General features: G+C 37.2%; 1 protein-coding gene. It reads right to left on the bottom strand.

Going from position 1 to position 21,438, the window contains the following annotated elements; genetic code table 11:
* Nucleotides 1–113: 113 nt before the first annotated feature.
* Nucleotides 114–21,320 carry a non-ribosomal peptide synthase/polyketide synthase gene (locus NSQ12_RS08535; RefSeq protein WP_339176467.1) on the bottom strand — a complete coding sequence of 7,069 codons (21,207 nt, stop codon included), beginning with the start codon at nucleotides 21,318–21,320 and terminating at the stop codon, nucleotides 114–116.
* Nucleotides 21,321–21,438 lie beyond the last annotated feature (118 nt).

Below are 21,438 nucleotides of genomic sequence, written 5' to 3'. Positions count from 1 at the left end.
ACTCTTTTTATTGAACTCAGTAAGCTTTATTTGTATAAAGCTCAAGTAACCCCAGTGATGGGTTACTTGAGAAAATTAAACTTAAGTCTAAAATATTTCTAATTAAGAGCAATTTATAGACGGAGTTCATATAAATCAATAGCATTAGTATCTTTCTTGTTTACGCCAAGTTCAATTCGACCTAATTTGATATTAGGATTAGAAGTAATTGTTGATAATATAGTAATTAAATTTTTCGACATTATTTCGATAGATTTCTTCCTGAATAATTTTGTGCAGTATTCAAAACTTCCCGTTAATTTAGTTTGACTAACATTAATGGATAATGTTAAATCAAATTTTGACACCTTATGCATGTGATTAATTATAGGTTTGAAATGGAGGTTCCCTCTATTAAGAATTGTTTCATCTGTATTTTGAATAGCAAACATTGTATCAAATAAAGGATTACGATCACCCATTTTTTGAAAATTAACTTTCTCAATTAACTCCTCGAATGGATAATCTTGGTTTTCGTAGATACCTAACATTGTTTCCTTTACATCTAAAACATATTGTAAAAAAGTTTTCTCTCCATTTGGATAACTTCTAACAACCACAGTATTTACAAACATTCCTATTATCTTTTCAATGTCCGTATGATTTCGACCTGCTATCGGTGTACCTACTATGATGTCCTCCTGACCACTATATTTTGATATCAAGATGAAATATGCCGCCAACAATACCATATACAATGTACTCTCAGTTTCTTCTGCTAATTTTAGTAATCCCTTGTAGATATTAGAATCAATATCAAATTCTAATAGGTCCCCTTCATAACTTCTAATTAAAGGTCTTTCATAATCAGTAGGCATATCTAGCAGCGGTATTTCTCCTCTAAACATATCCATCCAATATGCTTCTTGCTTCATCATTTTTTTAATTTGCTTTTGATTTAATCTCCAACAAGAATAATCCTTATACTGAATTCTAAGTTCAGTTAATTGCTTACCTTCATATAAATCCATAAGTTCATCGATAAAAATTTTCATCGACGCTCCATCCGAAATGATATGATGCATATCTAACATTAGTATATGGTCATTTGATGCCAATTTTAGCAGTTTCACTCTAATTAAAGGTGCTTGCATTATATCAAATGGTCGAACAAACTGAACCTGATGTTCCTCTATTTCACTATTAGAAACTTTTATCGTTTCAAATGTGAAATCAACATCTTCATGTATTTGTTGTACAATTTCACCTTGAATTATTTTAAAGCTTGTGCGGAACGATTCATGTCGATTAACCAATTGTCTTAAGGAATTTTCTAATCTCTCTAGATCTAATGCCCCTGCTACTTGAAACATTTGTGGCATATTATAAGTTAATTCATTACCATCTATTTGATTCAAGATATACATCCGTTTTTGTGCTGAAGATACAGGGTAATAGTCTTTTTGTTTTACAGAAGGAATTAAGTCATATCCATCCGAACCCAATTTCATAATAACTGACGCCATTTCCTCAATTGTTGGATGATTGAACACATCTCTTATTGAAATACTAACATTTAGTTCTGTATGAATTTTGGCAACTAAACCCGTCGCTCGCAAAGAATGCCCACCTATATCAAAGAAGTTATCTTGTATTCCCACTTGTTTTAAACCAAGTACCTCTTTCCAAATCTCAGCCAGCTTTAATTCAATTCGTGTACGAGGCGCAATATATTTCACACCAGTTTGTGTATTTCTATCAGGCAGAGGGAGAGCCTTGTAATCAATTTTCCCGTTGACTGTTAAAGGAAAATTTTGCAGCCTTACAAAGTAAGTTGGAACCATATAGCTTGGCAGAGAAGAAGATAATTTTTGCTTAATGTGGCTTACTTTGAACTGCTCTCTAACTACTAAATAAGCACATAATTCTTTATCAGAATTTCCATCCTCACATGTGGTGACAATTGCTTCTTGCACAGCATCTATATTCAATAAAGCTGTTTCAATCTCCCCAATTTCAATCCGGTATCCGTTTATCTTAACTTGATGGTCAAGCCTTCCTCTAAATTCTAATACTCCATTAGACGTCCACCGAGCTATATCTCCCGTGCGATAACAGCGATCATTATTAAATGGAAGTTGTATAAATTTCTCTGCAGTAAGCTCAGGTCTATCTAGATAACCTCTCGCTACACCATCTCCACCAACAAGTAATTCCCCCCATACTCCTATAGGTTGTATATTTAATGTTTTATCTACTACGTAAGCTGTTGAATTTTGAATAGGCCGACCAATAGGTATTGCCTGAGATTGTTTGCCTCTAACCAAATAAGTAGAGGAAAAAGTTGTGTTTTCAGTAGGGCCATAACCATTTACTATATTTATCTGCGGATTGTTTTCACACACTTGATTAATATGAGGTAAAGATAATATATCCCCTCCTATAATCAACGTCTTTAATTCTTCAAATAAAAAATTGTCCTGGTTTGTAAGTTTGTTAAATAATGGGGATGTTAACCACATTGTATTAATTTTGTATTTCTTAATTAATCCTTTTAACTCACAAACATCCAGAATTTGTTCAATTTTTGTTAAATAGAGTTGTCCTCCATTTAATATAGCTCCCCAAATCTCGAAAGTAGAGGCGTCAAATACCAGAGACCCTGTTTGCAAAATATGCGTATCCCCATCTAGCTCTACATAATTCGGGTTTTTGACCAAGCTAATTACATTTTGTTGTTCAACCATAACTCCTTTTGGTTTCCCAGTCGTTCCTGAAGTATATATTACATATGCCAGATGGTGAGGCTCTACAATAGATTTCAGATTAGATCCAGTTTCATCATAGCTGTCTTCTTCATCAAGGGACAATATCTTCCCAGCAAACGATATTCGATCTCGCAAATGACTTTGGGTTAATAATAAGTGCGCTTTTGAATCTTCTAACATATAATGGATTCGCTCTTCTGGATACTCCGGATCAATTGGTACATACGCTCCCCCGGCCTTAAGGATACCGAGTATCCCCACGATCATGTCTAAAGAACGCTCTGCCATAATCCCAACGAGCTGATCAGCCTCTACACCTTCGTTTCGAAGTGTGCGGGCTAGTCGATTAGCGCGCTCATTCAGTCCACGATATGTCAATTGTTTATCTTCAAACACAACAGCTACCTTATCTGGCACACGTTCTGCTTGTTCTTCAAACAGTTGATGAATTGTTTTGTTTCTTGGATATTCCGCTTTTGTGTCATTGAAATCCTGTAGGATTTGTTGCTCCTCTTCTTTGGTGATTAATTGTAAATCCTCAATAAGCATATTTGGATTTTGCACAACTTGATTCATAAGATGAATCAGGTGATCCTTGATTTGTTCTACGCCCACCCGACTATACACATTCGCATTATATTGAAGGTGAACCTGCATTTCTCTCCCCGGCATCACTAGTACATTAAAATCATAGTTGGTGTGCTCTTCTCCTCGAAAATTTGCAATTTTTAATTTTGTCTTTTCAGATATATCACCGTGTTCTACTTCTTGTTCAACAGGATAATTCTCAAACACCATAATATGCTGAACCAAGTCTTGTTTTTGCTTTGTTTGAGCCTGTATTTCATAAAGAGGATACGTATCATACGAACTTGATGAAATCGCCAGCTCTTGTATGTTTTGCATTAAATCAGCACAGGTTATCCCTGTTCTAGTTTGTACTCGTACCGGGATCGTGTTAATAAACATACCAATCATATTTTCAATTCCAGGAATCCCTTCCGGTCTTCCTGATACCACACTGCCAAATACAACATCATTACTATTATTATATTTTTGTAATAAAACACCCCATATTGCTTGCATTACTGTGTTCATTGTTACTTGATTGCGAGCTGCGATTTGCTGAATTTGATGGGTTAGTGCTTGTCCCAATTCACAAATAACACTCTCTGAACGATATCCCTCTTGTTCAGGATGTACTCCTAGATTTGGTACAATTGTTTGTTCTTCATAGTCGGCTAAATACTCTTTCCAATATCTAGAGGCTTCTTCCTCATCCTGCGCTAACAGCCATTCAATATATTGGCTATATGGTGTAACTGTTATATGCTTGGATTCCGAATTTCCAGTTAATACCTCGTATTGTTCGAACCATTCTTTCAATATGATAGGTAAACACCAGCCATCCATTAAGATATGATGGAAACTCCAGATGACTCGATGAACCTCTTCATCTATTTGAAAAATAGCTACCCGTATTAGAGTATCCTCGGACAGTTGAAACCCTCTCGCTTTATTAGATTCTACGTAAGAGTTGAGATATTTCTCCTGTTCTTCAACATCAAATCTACGTAAATCTTCAAAACACCACTCACTTGATTTGTGTTTATAAACAATTTGTAACGGGATATCTCTCCATCCTTGATAAATATTAGTTCGTAAAATGGTGTGTCTTTGCATTAAACTTTCCAAACTTCTTATAAAAACATCAACATTCAAGTCACCGTTCACATCAAAAGTCATTTGTTCAAAGTAAGCAGCCGAATTGGTGTCTGCCAAGTTGTGAAACAACATTCCTTTTTGCATAGGTGTCAATTCATATAAATCTTCAATATCACCAACCTGTTTTGTTTCTTCCCTTATTTGTGCAAGTTCTTCCATACTCATGCCTTTAAGTGTTAAATCACTCGGTGTTATTTCTCCCTCTTCTTTACTCACACAGTGCTGGATAACTTGTTGTAAACTGTTTTTAATCCATGCACCTAATTGTTCAATCGTCTCATCTCTGTACTGTTCTTTACTATAATCAATCATGAAGAAGAGCTTTCCATTTTGGATCATTCCATTCATACTCAACACGTGCAACCTTTCGGTTTGTTTACTCATTGCCATTCCAGTTGAATACGAAGACATCCGCAGAGCGTTACTATCAAGGTCCTGATCGAATTGCCCTAAATAGTTAAAACTAATTTCTGGTTTCGCCGTGTATGAAATCTGATCCTGATTGGAAAGATAACGCAAAATACCATAGCCAATTCCTTTATGCGGAATACGACGTAACCCTTCTTTTACCGCTTTAATCTGTTCAGAGATATCTAATGCTTCAGGGATTTGGAGGACGACAGGATACTGGCTCGTAAACCACCCTACCGTACGAGTGATATCCACTTCAGGTATAATCATTTCTCGCCCGTGTCCTTCTAGATTCACGACAATTTCTTGCCGTCCTGTCCACCGCTGCACACCCATACCTAGCGCCGTTAATAATAAATCATTAATTTCTGTATTATATGCTTGGTTTGCATGTTTTAATAATTGTTCGGTTTCTTGAACTGTCCACTCAATCGACATAACCCCGCTACTTTCATGAAGCGTGCTGTGTTGTTCCCTATCTTTCGGTAACGGATCAAGTCTTTGTACAGTCTGTTCAATCTCATCCCAATATGTTCGTTCTTCTTTAATTTCAGTACTATTCGCATATTCACACAATTGTTCTGACCAAAGTTTAAAGGAGTCCGCTTTGGGTGCAAATTGAATCACTTTCCCAGCCATCGCTTGATTGTACCCAGACATGATATCCTCAAATAAAATACGCCAAGATACCATATCAATGACCAAGTGATGAATTACGATTAATAAATGATCGCCATCTGGGCACTGGAACAGTGCCAATTTGATTAAAGGACCTTCATTAATCTTTATACTGCTTTGAATTTGATTAGCTCTAGCTTCTACAATTTGTGCACAGTCCTGTTCCTCTTGAAGATCAAACACATCTAATGTGAATAATTCTCCTTCCGCAATCCCGCGTATCCAGGCTGTGAATTCATTCTCTTGTTTTACAAATACTGTTCGTAATGCATCATGATGTTGAACTATTTGACCTATCACTTTTCTCAAAATGGCAATATCAAAGCGATCCGGCCGATACAACATCATCGCTTGATTAAAATAATGGTCAACAAAGTTCTCTTCAAAGAACCAAGATTGAATAGGGGTTAATGGTGCCACACCCGTAATTTCTCCCTGTTCAGCAACGGACGTAATACATTCAACATATCCGCTGAGTTGCGCAATCGTTGGGTACTTTAACAAATGTTTCATTTCTACTTTGTATCCAGCTTGAAACAACCTTGACGATACCTGGATCGATTTAATAGAATCTCCGCCCAAATCATAGAAATTATCTAATAATCCAATGCGTTTTACCCCTAATACTGATTCCCATGCCGTCACTAAAGCTTGTTCAGTCGGTGTACAAGGTGCTATATACTCAACCCCTGTCTGGATACTTTTCTCATCAGGCAGAGGGAGTGCCTTACGGTCAATTTTCCCGTTAGATGTCAGCGGCATTTTCTCCAGTTGAATAAAATAAGATGGAATCATGTAGCTTGGCATTTGGACAGATAATTTCTCTTTCATCTCACTGACCGCAAAAGATTCACTCGCAACGTAGTATGCACATAACGCTTTATCTCCGTTGTCGTTTTCATGCGCAACCACGATTGCTTCTTGTACAGCTTCCATATTCAATAAAGCTGTTTCAATTTCTCCAATTTCAATCCGGTATCCGCGTATTTTCACTTGATGGTCAATCCGTCCTAAATACTCAATGTTACCTTCCGGTAACCATCTGGCAAGGTCTCCTGTTCGATACAATTTCTCACCAGGGATAAACGGATGATCGACAAACTTTTCGGCCGTTAAATCCGGGCGGTTTAAGTAGCCTCGAGCTAGACCAACTCCGGCAATATATAGCTCTCCCTGTATTCCGATTGGCTGCAATTCTTTTTGCTCATTTAATATATAGGCATTTAATGTAGGAATCGGTTTTCCGATGTTACTTCTTCCATCTTTTATTTCGATTTCTGTAATCTCTTTATATGTTACATGAACGGTTGTTTCTGTAATACCATACATATTAATTAGCTTTATGTCTGGATATTTATCTTTCCATTCTTTTAATAAAGATGGATTCAATGATTCCCCGCCAAAGATTACTTTTCTCACTTTTAGATCACACGAAGAATGAGTTAATTCTTGATCTTTCACTAAATAAAAATAACTAGGAGTTTGATTTAGAATTGTTACTTCCTCATCTTTTAACAACTGTAAAAATTGTATCGGGTTCTTTGATATCGTTTTTGGTACTATTACTAATTTGCCACCGTACAAAAGTGCTCCATACATTTCCCATACAGAAAAGTCGAAACAGAAAGAGTGGAATAAGGTCCACGTATCTTTTTCATTAAAATCAAAAACATTTTTGCTGTTAAACAAGAGACGAACCACATTTTTATGTTCAAGCAAAGTGCCTTTTGGAGCACCTGTTGTCCCCGACGTATAGATCACATATGCTAAATTGTTTGACTGTACATGGTTTTCAAGATTCAAGCTATTTTTATGATAGTTACTTTCCTGATCTAGATTCAGCACTGTGCCAGTAAATTCTATATGCTGCTTATGGCTTTGCTTTAATAATAGTTTCACTCCTGAGTCCTCAATCATGTAACGAATTCGCTCTTCTGGATATTCCGGATCAATCGGCACATATGCCCCGCCCGCTTTGAGAATACCCAGTATACCTACAATCATTTCAAGAGAACGTTCTGTCATAATTCCAACAAGCTGTTCAGCCTCTACTCCTTCATTTCGAAGTGTACGGGCTAGTTGATTAGCTCGCTCATTCAGTTCACGATATGTCAATTGTTTATCTTCAAACACAACAGCTACCTTATCTGGTACACGTTCTGCTTGTTCTTCAAACAGTTGATGAATTGTTTTGTTTCTTGGATATTCCGCTTTTGTGTCATTGAAATCTCCGAGAAGCTGCATTCGCTCCTCTTCGAGGACCATAGATAGTTCTGATAGTTTTGTATCCGGATGTGCCAAAATGTTATCTACCAGATGGATAAAATGTTTTGTCATTCGTACTATCGTTGCTTCCTCATATAAAGATGTCGCATATTCCAACATACAGTTCAATTGTCCGTTCCATTCAACTACACTCAACGTCAAATCAAATTTGGCTATCTCATACTCCCATTCAAACGGCTTTATTTCTAATCCTTCTACTTTCCTGGCTTCTTGATCCATATTTTGCAATACAAACATGACATCAAAGATCGCGTTTCTGCTCATATCTCTGGTGACATCTAATGTCTCCACAATTTCTTCAAATGGATAATCTTGATTTTCATATGCTCTTAAGGCATTTTCTTTCACTTCACTCGCAAATTGCTCAAATGTTTTTTCCCCTGTTGGGTAGTTTCGCATTGCCAACGTGTTCACAAACATTCCGACAACTCGATCCAAATCAGCATGTGGGCGACCTGCAATTGGACTGCCTATAATAATGTCTTCTTGTCCGCTATATTTAGACAACATAAGCGTGTAAATTGATAACATTACCATATATAGTGTAGAACCCGTTTGCATAGCTAGTTGTTGGAGCGCCTCACTTCTGTGCTCATCAATCGTAAACTCAACTCTTGCTCCCTTAAAATTTCGGGTAGCTGGTCTCGCGTAGTCAGTAGGCATTTGTAAAACAGGAAGATCTCCTCCAAGCGTCTCTAACCAATATGCTCCTTGTTTTCGAATCTGTTCTTGGTTCATTTCATTTTGTTGCCACACTGCATAATCTTTATATTGAATACGCAGTTCAGGTAATTGGGCACCCTCATATAATTGAAATAACTCTTGCATGATTACAGTCATTGATACGCCATCTGAAATAACATGATGCATATCCATTAGTATCATATGCTTTGTTGATGTGAACTCAAGAACCTGAACTCGGAAAAGAGGAGCCTGCTTTAAATCAAAAGCACGTATAAATCCCTGAATATATTCATCTAAATCCTCTGGTCTCACCTTTCGAACTTCTACTTTAAAATTAACTTTATCATGAATAAGCTGTTTCAACTCACCATCCAATAATTTAAAACTTGTCCGTAAAGATTCATGGCGATCAATCAATTGAATGCAGGCAGACTCCAGTTTAGTAACATCTAGTTCTCCTTCAACCACCATCAAGTTGGGCATGTTGTAGCTCAATTCTCCGCCTTCTAATTGATGCAAGATATACATTCGTTTTTGTGCAGAAGAAACCGGATAAGATTCTCTCTGTTCCACAGCAGGGATAGATGTAAAGCTTTGATCTTCCACAGCACTTATGATTCTTGATGATAATTGTTCTATCGTTGGATGGTTAAATATTTGTCGAACAGATACTCTTAAATTTAATATCTTATAAATCTTTGCTGCTAAACTAGTAGCTTTTAAAGAATGTCCTCCTATGTCAAAGAAATTATCTCGTATTCCCACTTGTTTTAAGCTAAGTACCTCTTTCCAAATCTCAGCCAGCTTTAATTCAATTGATGTACGAGGTGCAACATATTTTACCCCAGTTTGTGTATTTCGATCAGGCAGAGGGAGTGCCTTACGGTCAATTTTCCCGTTAGATGTCAGCGGCATTTTCTCCAGCTGAATAAAATAAGATGGGATCATGTAGCTTGGCATTTGGACAGATAATTTCTCTTTCATCTCACTGACCGCGAAAGCTTCACTCGCAACGTAGTATGCACATAACGCTTTATCTCCATTGTCGTTTTCATGCGCAACCACGATTGCTTCTTGTACAGCTTCTAGATTCAATAAAGCTGTTTCAATTTCTCCAATTTCAATCCGGTATCCGCGTATTTTCACTTGATGGTCAATCCGTCCTAAATACTCAATGTTACCTTCCGGTAACCATCTGGCAAGGTCTCCTGTTCGATACAATTTCTCACCAGGGATAAACGGATGATCGACAAACTTTTCGGCCGTTAAATCCGGGCGGTTTAAGTAGCCTCGAGCTAGACCAACTCCACTGATACATAATTCTCCTGGGACTCCTACAGGCTGTAATTGATCACTGGTGTTTAATATATATACATTATGATTAGGAATGGGACGGCCAATTGGTATATTATTCAAATCCATTGTGTTGACATCATAAATCACACTGGTTGAACAAATAGAATCTTCGGTAGGACCATATGCATTGATGTATGTTACATCATTTTTCCATTTTCCCACTAATGCTACCGTCGAAGCTGATCCTGCTGTAATCAGCCTTTTCAAACAAGGAACTTGTTCAGGCTCTATATACATAGCATAGCTCGGAGGTAGCGTCACCGTTGTAATTTTATTTTGGTTAATATACGATGCAAATGCCAAATGATCCATGACAACTTCTTTATTTGGCACGTATAATGAGCCTCCCATAAACAGTGTCGAGAAAATTTCCCAAACAGCCGCATCAAATGAGATACTCGCAAACTGTACAACTCGGTCATGCTCGTTCATATGCAAGTTTTCTTTAAAGTATGTTGTTAAATTACATAATCCTCTATGCTCAACCATAACTCCTTTTGGTTTCCCAGTCGTTCCTGAAGTATATATTACATATGCCAAATGGTGTGGTTCCACAATAGATTTCAGATTAGATTCAGCTTCATCATAGTTGTCTTCTTCATCAAGGGACAATATCTTTCCAGCGAACGATATTCGATCTCGCAAATGACTTTGGGTTAATAATAAGTGTGCTTTTGAATCTTCTAACATATAATGGATTCGCTCTTCTGGATACTCCGGATCAATTGGTACATACGCTCCCCCGGCCTTAAGGATACCAAGTATGCCCACGATCATGTCTAAAGAACGCTCTGCCATAATCCCAACGAGCTGATCAGCCTCTACACCTTCGTTTCGAAGTGTGCGGGCTAGTCGATTAGCATGCTCATTCAGTCCACGATATGTCAATTGTTTATCTTCAAACACAACAGCTACCTTATCTGGTACACGTTCTGCTTGTTCTTCAAACAGTTGATGAATTGTTTTGTTTCTTGGATATTCCGCTTTTGTGTCATTGAAATCCTGTAGGATTTGTTGCTCCTCTTCTTTGGTGATTAATTGTAAATCCTCAATAAGCATATTTGGATTTTGCACAACTTGATTCATAAGATGAATCAGGTGATCCTTGATTTGTTCTACGCCCACCCGACTATACACATTCGCATTATATTGAAGGTGAACCTGCATTTCTCTCCCTGGCATCACTAGTACGTTAAAATCATAGTTGGTGTGCTCGTCTCCTCGAAAATTTGTAATTTTCAATTTTGTCATATCCGATATATCACCGTGTTCTACTTCTTGTTCAACAGGATAATTCTCAAACACCATAATATGCTGAACCAAGTCTTGTTTTTGCTTTGTTTGAGCCTGTATTTCATAAAGAGGATACGTATCATACGAACTTGATGAAATCGCCAGTTCTTGTATGTTTTGCATTAAATCAGCACAAGTTATCCCTGTTCTAGTTTGTACTCGTACCGGGATCGTGTTAATAAACATGCCAATCATATTTTCAATTCCAGGAATCCCTTCCGGTCTTCCTGATACCACACTGCCAAATACAACATCATTACTATTATTATATTTTTGTAATAAAACACCCCATATTGCTTGCATTACTGTGTTCATTGTTACTTGATTGCGAGCTGCGATTTGCTGAATTTGATAGGTTAGTGCTTGTCCCAATTCACAAATAACACTCTCTGAACGATATCCCTCTTGTTCAGGATGTACTCCTAGATTTGGTACAATTGTTTGTTCTTCATAGTCGGCTAAATACTCATTCCAATATCTAGAGGCTTCTTCCTCATCCTGCGCTAACAGCCATTCAATATATTGGCTATATGGTGTAACTGTTATATGCTTGGATTCCGCATTTCCAGTTAATACCTCGTATTGTTCGAACCATTCTTTCAATATGATAGGTAAACACCAGCCATCCATTAAGATATGATGGAAACTCCAGATGACTCGATGAACCTCTTCATCTATTTGAAAGATAGCTACCCGTATTAGAGTATCCTCGGACAGCTGAAACCCTCTCGCTTTATTAGATTCTACGTAAGAGTTGAGATATTTCTCCTGTTCTTCAACATCAAATCTACGTAAATCTTCAAAACACCACTCACTTGATTTGTGTTTATAAACAATTTGTAACGGGATATCTCTCCATCCTTGATAAATATTAGTTCGTAAAATGGTGTGTCTTTGCATTAAACTTTCCAAACTTCTTATAAAAACATCAACATTCAAGTCACCGTTCACATCAAAAGTCATTTGTTCAAAGTAAGCAGCCGAATTGGTGTCTGCCAAGTTGTGAAACAACATTCCTTTTTGCATAGGTGTCAATTCATATAAATCTTCAATATCACCAACCTGTTTTGTTTCTTCCCTTATTTGTGCAAGTTCTTCCATACTCATGCCTTTAAGTGTTAAATCACTCGGTGTTATTTCTCCCTCTTCTTTACTCACACAGTGCTGGATAACTTGTTGTAAACTGTTTTTAATCCATGCACCTAATTGTTCAATCGTCTCATCTCTGTACTGTTCTTTACTATAATCAATCATGAAGAAGAGCTTTCCATTTTGGATCATTCCATTCATACTCAACACGTGCAACCTTTCGGTTTGTTTACTCATTGCCATTCCAGTTGAATACGAAGACATCCGCAGAGCGTTACTATCAAGGTCCTGATCGAATTGCCCTAAATAGTTAAAACTAATTTCTGGTTTCGCCGTGTATGAAATCTGATCCTGATTGGAAAGATAACGCAAAATACCATAGCCAATTCCTTTATGCGGAATACGACGTAACCCTTCTTTTACCGCTTTAATCTGTTCAGAGATATCTAATGCTTCAGGGATTTGGAGGACGACAGGATACTGGCTCGTAAACCACCCTACCGTACGAGTGATATCCACTTCAGGTATAATCATTTCTCGCCCGTGTCCTTCTAGATTCACGACAATTTCTTGCCGTCCTGTCCACCGCTGCACACCCATACCTAGCGCCGTTAATAATAAATCATTAATTTCTGTATTATATGCTTGGTTTGCATGTTTTAATAATTGTTCGGTTTCTTGAACTGTCCACTCAATCGACATAACCCCGCTACTTTCATGAAGCGTGCTGTGTTGTTCCCTATCTTTCGGTAACGGATCAAGTCTTTGTACAGTCTGTTCAATCTCATCCCAATATGTTCGTTCTTCTTTAATTTCAGTACTATTCGCATATTCACACAATTGTTCTGACCAAAGTTTAAAGGAGTCCGCTTTGGGTGCAAATTGAATCACTTTCCCAGCCATCGCTTGATTGTACCCAGACATGATATCCTCAAATAAAATACGCCAAGATACCATATCAATGACCAAGTGATGAATTACGATTAATAAATGATCGCCATCTGGGCACTGGAACAGTGCCAATTTGATTAAAGGACCTTCATTAATCTTTATACTGCTTTGAATTTGATTAGCTCTAGCTTCTACAATTTGTGCACAGTCCTGTTCCTCTTGAAGATCAAACACATCTAATGTGAATAATTCTCCTTCCGCAATCCCGCGTATCCAGGCTGTGAATTCATTCTCTTGTTTTACAAATACTGTTCGTAATGCATCATGATGTTGAACTATTTGACCTATCACTTTTCTCAAAATGGCAATATCAAAGCGATCCGGCCGATACAACATCATCGCTTGATTAAAATAATGGTCAACAAAGTTCTCTTCAAAGAACCAAGATTGAATAGGGGTTAATGGTGCCACACCCGTAATTTCTCCCTGTTCAGCAACGGACGTAATACATTCAACATATCCGCTGAGTTGCGCAATCGTTGGGTACTTTAACAAATGTTTCATTTCTACTTTGTATCCAGCTTGAAACAACCTTGACGATACCTGGATCGATTTAATAGAATCTCCGCCCAAATCATAGAAATTATCTAATAATCCAATGCGTTTTACCCCTAATACTGATTCCCATGCCGTCACTAAAGCTTGTTCAGTCGGTGTACAAGGTGCTATATACTCAACCCCTGTCTGGATACTTTTCTCATCAGGCAGAGGGAGTGCCTTACGGTCAATTTTCCCGTTAGATGTCAGCGGCATTTTCTCCAGTTGAATAAAATAAGATGGAATCATGTAGCTTGGCATTTGGACAGATAATTTCTCTTTCATCTCACTGACCGCAAAAGATTCACTCGCAACGTAGTATGCACATAACGCTTTATCTCCGTTGTCGTTTTCATGCGCAACCACGATTGCTTCTTGTACAGCTTCCATATTCAATAAAGCTGTTTCAATTTCTCCAATTTCAATCCGGTATCCGCGTATTTTCACTTGATGGTCAATCCGTCCTAAATACTCAATGTTACCTTCCGGTAACCATCTGGCAAGGTCTCCTGTTCGATACAATTTCTCACCAGGGATAAACGGATGATCGACAAACTTTTCGGCCGTTAAATCCGGGCGGTTTAAGTAGCCTCGAGCTAGACCAACTCCACTGATACATAATTCTCCTGGGACTCCTACAGGCTGTAATTGATCACTGGTGTTTAATATATATACATTATGATTAGGAATGGGACGACCAATTGGTACTATATAAGGTTGAATGTTCTCTTCTAACCCTTTCCACACCGTTGTTATGATAGAATCCTCTGTAGGACCATAAGCATTGAGATACAATAGATTTTCTTTCCATTTTGTCATCAAATCTACTGTTATAGCTGATCCACCAGTAATTAATCTTTTTAAAGAAGAAAAATTCTCTGGAGTTAAATATCTTATATACGTTGGAGGTAATAACGCCGTCGTAATTTTTTTATCGTTCATAAATTTAACAAACAAATGATGATCTATAATTTCTAATTTCTTAGGTATATATAATTTAGCCCCTAATAATAAGGAAGTAAATACTTCCCAAACAGCTGCGTCAAATGAGATACTCGCAAACTGTACCACTCGGTCATGCTCGTTCATATGCAAGTTTTCTTTAAAGTATGTTGTTAAATTACATAACCCTCTATGCTCAACCATAACTCCTTTTGGTTTCCCAGTCGTTCCTGAAGTATATATTACATATGCCAAATGGTGTGGTTCCACAATAGATTTCAGATTAGATTCAGCTTCATCATAGCTGTCTTCTTCATCAAGGGACAATATCTTTCCAGCGAACGATATTCGATCTCGCAAATGACTTTGGGTTAATAATAAGTGTGCTTTTGAATCTTCTAACATATAATGGATTCGCTCTTCTGGATACTCCGGATCAATTGGTACATACGCTCCCCCGGCCTTAAGGATACCAAGTATGCCCACGATCATGTCTAAAGAACGCTCTGCCATAATCCCAACGAGCTGATCAGCCTCTACACCTTCGTTTCGAAGTGTGCGGGCTAGTCGATTAGCATGCTCATTCAGTCCACGATATGTCAATTGTTTATCTTCAAACACAACAGCTACCTTATCTGGTACACGTTCTGCTTGTTCTTCAAACAGTTGATGAATTGTTTTGTTTCTTGGATATTCCGCTTTTGTGTCATTGAAATCCTGTAGGATTTGTTGCTCCTCTTCTTTGGTGATTAATTGTAAATCCTCAATAAGCATATTTGGATTTTGCACAACTTGATTCATAAGATGAATCAGGTGATCCTTGATTTGTTCTACGCCCACCCGACTATACACATTCGCATTATATTGAAGGTGAACCTGCATTTCTCTCCCTGGCATCACTAGTACGTTAAAATCATAGTTGGTGTGCTCGTCTCCTCGAAAATTTGTAATTTTCAATTTTGTCTTATCCGATATATCACCGTGTCCTACTTCTTGTTCAACCGGATAATTCTCAAACACCATAATATGCTGAACCAAGTCTTGTTTTTGCTTTGTTTGAGCCTGTATTTCATAAAGAGGATACGTATCATACGAACTTGATGAAATCGCGAGTTCTTGTATGTTTTGCATTAAATCAGCACAAGTTATCCCTGTTCTAGTTTGTACTCGTACCGGGATCGTGTTAATAAACATGCCAATCATATTTTCAATTCCAGGAATCCCTTCCGGTCTTCCTGATACCACACTGCCAAATACAACATCATTACTATTATTATATTTTTGTAATAAAACACCCCATATTGCTTGCATTACTGTGTTCATTGTTACTTGATTGCGAGCTGCGATTTGCTGAATTTGATGGGTTAGTGCTTGTCCCAATTCACAAATAACACTCTCTGAACGATATCCCTCTTGTTCAGGATGTACTCCTAGATTTGGTACAATTGTTTGTTCTTCATAGTCGGCTAAATACTCATTCCAATATCTAGAGGCTTCTTCCTCATCCTGCGCTAACAGCCATTCAATATATTGGCTATATGGTGTAACTGTTATATGCTTGGATTCCGCATTTCCAGTTAATACCTCGTATTGTTCGAACCATTCTTTCAATATGATAGGTAAACACCAGCCATCCATTAAGATATGATGGAAACTCCAGATGACTCGATGAACCTCTTCATCTATTTGAAAGATAGCTACCCGTATTAGAGTATCCTCGGACAGCTGAAACCCTCTCGCTTTATTAGATTCTACGTAAGAGTTGAGATATTTCTCCTGTTCTTCAACATCAAATCTACGTAAATCTTCAAAACACCACTCACTTGATTTGTGTTTATAAACAATTTGTAACGGGATATCTCTCCATCCTTGATAAATATTAGTTCGTAAAATGGTGTGTCTTTGCATTAAACTTTCCAAACTTCTTATAAAAACATCAACATTCAAGTCACCGTTCACATCAAAAGTCATTTGTTCAAAGTAAGCAGCCGAATTGGTGTCTGCCAAGTTGTGAAACAACATTCCTTTTTGCATAGGTGTCAATTCATATAAATCTTCAATATCACCAACCTGTTTTGTTTCTTCCCTTATTTGTGCAAGTTCTTCCATACTCATGCCTTTAAGTGTTAAATCACTCGGTGTTATTTCTCCCTCTTCTTTACTCACACAGTGCTGGATAACTTGTTGTAAACTGTTTTTAATCCATGCACCTAATTGTTCAATCGTCTCATCTCTGTACTGTTCTTTACTATAATCAATCATGAAGAAGAGCTTTCCATTTTGGATCATTCCATTCATACTCAACACGTGCAACCTTTCGGTTTGTTTACTCATTGCCATTCCAGTTGAATACGAAGACATCCGCAGAGCGTTACTATCAAGGTCCTGATCGAATTGCCCTAAATAGTTAAAACTAATTTCTGGTTTCGCCGTGTATGAAATCTGATCCTGATTGGAAAGATAACGCAAAATACCATAGCCAATTCCTTTATGCGGAATACGACGTAACCCTTCTTTTACCGCTTTAATCTGTTCAGAGATATCTAATGCTTCAGGGATTTGGAGGACGACAGGATACTGGCTCGTAAACCACCCTACCGTACGAGTGATATCCACTTCAGGTATAATCATTTCTCGCCCGTGTCCTTCTAGATTCACGACAATTTCTTGCCGTCCTGTCCACCGCTGCACACCCATACCTAGCGCCGTTAATAATAAATCATTAATTTCTGTATTATATGCTTGGTTTGCATGTTTTAATAATTGTTCGGTTTCTTGAACTGTCCACTCAATCGACATAACCCCGCTACTTTCATGAAGCGTGCTGTGTTGTTCCCTATCTTTCGGTAACGGATCAAGTCTTTGTACAGTCTGTTCAATCTCATCCCAATATGTTCGTTCTTCTTTAATTTCAGTACTATTCGCATATTCACACAATTGTTCTGACCAAAGTTTAAAGGAGTCCGCTTTGGGTGCAAATTGAATCACTTTCCCAGCCATCGCTTGATTGTACCCAGACATGATATCCTCAAATAAAATACGCCAAGATACCATATCAATGACCAAGTGATGAATTACGATTAATAAATGATCGCCATCTGGGCACTGGAACAGTGCCAATTTGATTAAAGGACCTTCATTAATCTTTATACTGCTTTGAATTTGATTAGCTCTAGCTTCTACAATTTGTGCACAGTCCTGTTCCTCTTGAAGATCAAACACATCTAATGTGAATAATTCTCCTTCCGCAATCCCACGTATCCAGGCTGTGAATTCATTCTCTTGTTTTACAAATACTGTTCGTAATGCATCATGATGTTGAACTATTTGACCTATCACTTTTCTCAAAATGGCAATATCAAAGCGATCCGGCCGATACAACATCATCGCTTGATTAAAATAATGGTCAACAAAGTTCTCTTCAAAGAACCAAGATTGAATAGGGGTTAATGGTGCCACACCCGTAATTTCTCCCTGTTCAGCAACGGACGTAATACATTCAACATATCCGCTGAGTTGCGCAATCGTTGGGTACTTTAACAAATGTTTCATTTCTACTTTGTATCCAGCTTGAAACAACCTTGACGATACCTGGATCGATTTAATAGAATCTCCGCCCAAATCATAGAAATTATCTAATAATCCAATGCGTTTTACCCCTAATACTGATTCCCATGCCGTCACTAAAGCTTGTTCAGTCGGTGTACAAGGTGCTATATACTCAACCCCTGTCTGGATACTTTTCTCATCAGGCAGAGGGAGTGCCTTACGGTCAATTTTCCCGTTAGATGTCAGCGGCATTTTCTCCAGCTGAATAAAATAAGATGGGATCATGTAGCTTGGCATTTGGACAGATAATTTCTCTTTCATCTCACTGACCGCAAAAGATTCACTCGCAACGTAGTATGCACATAACGCTTTATCTCCATTGTTGTTTTCATGCGCAACCACGATTGCTTCTTGTACAGCTTCTAGATTCAATAAAGCTGTTTCAATTTCTCCAATTTCAATCCGGTATCCGCGTATTTTTACTTGATGGTCAATCCGTCCTAAATACTCAATGTTACCTTCCGGTAACCATCTGGCAAGGTCTCCAGTTCGATACAATTTCTCACCAGGGATAAACGGATGGTCAACAAACTTTTCGGCCGTTAAATCCGGGCGGTTTAAGTAGCCTCGAGCTAGACCAACTCCACTGATACATAATTCTCCTGGGACTCCTACAGGCTGTAATTGATCACTGGTGTTTAATATATATACATTATGATTAGGAATGGGACGACCAATTGGTATATTATTCAAATCCATTGTGTTGACATCATAAATCAAACTGGTTGAACAAATAGAATCTTCGGTAGGACCATATGCATTGATGTATGTAACATCATTTTTCCATTTTTCCACTAATGCTACCGTCGAAGCTGATCCTGCTGTAATCAGCCTTTTCAAACAAGGAACTTGTTCAGGCTCTATATACATAGCATAGCTCGGAGGTAGCGTCACCGTTGTAATTTTATTTTGGTTAATATACGATGCAAATGCCAAATGATCCATGACAACTTCTTTATTTGGCACATATAATGAGCCTCCCATAAACAGTGTCGAGAAAATTTCCCAAACAGCCGCATCAAATGAGATACTCGCAAACTGTACAACTCGGTCATGCTCGTTCATATGCAAGTTTTCTTTAAAGTATGTTTTTAAATTACATAATCCTCTATGCTCAACCATAACTCCTTTTGGTTTCCCAGTCGTTCCTGAAGTATATATTACATATGCCAGATGGTGAGGCTCTACAATAGATTTCAGATTAGATCCAGTTTCATCATAGCTGTCTTCTTCATCAAGGGACAATATCTTTCCAGCGAACGATATTCGATCTCGCAAATGACTTTGGGTTAATAATAAGTGCGCTTTTGAATCTTCTAACATATAATGGATTCGCTCTTCTGGATACTCCGGATCAATTGGTACATACGCTCCCCCGGCCTTAAGGATACCAAGTATCCCTACGATCATGTCTAAAGAACGCTCTGCCATAATCCCAACGAGTTGATCAGCCCCTACACCTTCGTTTCGAAGTGTGCGGGCTAATTGGTTGGCTCGTTCATTTAATTGTTGATATGTGAGCTGTTCGTTGCCGAATACTAAAGCGGTTTGATCAGGTACACTTTTTACCTGTTGTTCAAACAACTCATGAATTGTTTTATCCTTTGGGTATTCTGCTTTTGTGTCATTAAAATCATTCAATATCAAATGCTTTTCAAATTCAGGTAAAATATTTATATTTGATAACATTTGATTTTTTTGATTTAAAATAGAATAGATAAAAGCTTCAAAATACTTCACTATATCTTCAATAGCCTTGTTGTCAAAAATATCTGTATTATACTCAAAATTCCCGTATATTTCACCATTATTATCTTGTTCAATAAATAGGGTAAGATCAAACTTAGAAATACGTTTTTGTATAAAAAACGGCTGCAAAGTAAGACCATATAAGTCAAAAGTATTTGAACAATTACCTAAGAATATAGCAGCCTGTTGCTCACAAGCACGTTGAAAAACGAAATTCGCTTGACAAACACGAGCATAATTTCCAACATAATCATTTGGTAATTGTTCACGTATAAGAGGAAATGGATAATCTTGATGCATAATACAATTATTTAATTCTTGACGAATTCGACTCATAAAACTAAGAAAATTCTCATTTCTAGAATACACCATTCTTATAGGAAGAGTATTCACAAAATAACCGCATGTTTTAAGAAAATCTTTATTTTTCCTTCCAAATCTAGGGGTTCCGATTACAATTTCATTTTGTCCTGTATATCGATGTAAAAATGCAAAGTAAAGTGAAAATAAAAGAGTGCTAAGTGTAAAGTTATAATCTTCACAGAATCCTTTTAATTGTTCTGTTAGATTCTGATTAAATTTAAAGGGAAATAATTTACCCTCATAAGAAGTACTGAATGTTTTTTTAGATGTTGGCCATTCTATTAGTGGAATTTGAGAAGAAAGTTTTTGAAGCCAAAATTCCTTTGAATGTTTTCCATTTTTATTTAGCCAGATATTTTGCCATGAGACAAAATCGGAATATTGGAAAAGTAAAGGCTGTAAATCGGGATCCTTTTTTTCTAAAAGACTTTTATAAATTTTACCGAATTCATCTAATACAAGAGATAAAGTCCAGCCATCAAATATAATATGATGCCATATCAGTAGTAAAATATAGTGGTGGTCGGAAATTTGAACTAATCTTATTCTAAATGGAGGCTCTTGCTCTAATACAAAAGGTATCTCTGTCTCTTGTTCAATATATCTCTGAATTGAACTTTCACTCCATAACTGAGCATCTATAACTCTAAAATCAATAATAGGTTTAAGTAGAATTTTTTGTATAGGCTTAGTTTCATCAATGGTAAAAACTGAACGAAAAATCTCATGACGGTTAATAATTTCAATAAAAGCCTGTCTAACTAAAGGTATGTTAAGTGAATTATGTATATGCCATGCATATCTTTCATTGTAAGTTGAAAGTGTAGGATGCATGCGATAGTGCAAAAATAAGTCATTCTGTCCTTTCGATAATAAACTTTCTTTTATAAACCGTTCCACCAATAACCAGCTCCTTAAAAATAAAACATATTAATAATTTTAAACACTGTGTGCCTAAATCTAAAGTATTAAAAACGAGGCAAAAAACCTAGAATATAATACCATAAATGTATTTTTA

Origin of the sequence: Bacillus sp. PS95 (assembly GCF_037963565.1) — a bacterium.
GTDB lineage: Bacteria > Bacillota > Bacilli > Bacillales > Bacillaceae > Bacillus > Bacillus subtilis.
The sequence above is the reverse complement of the archived record's forward strand: the minus strand, read 5'-3'. Positions and strand labels throughout refer to the sequence as shown.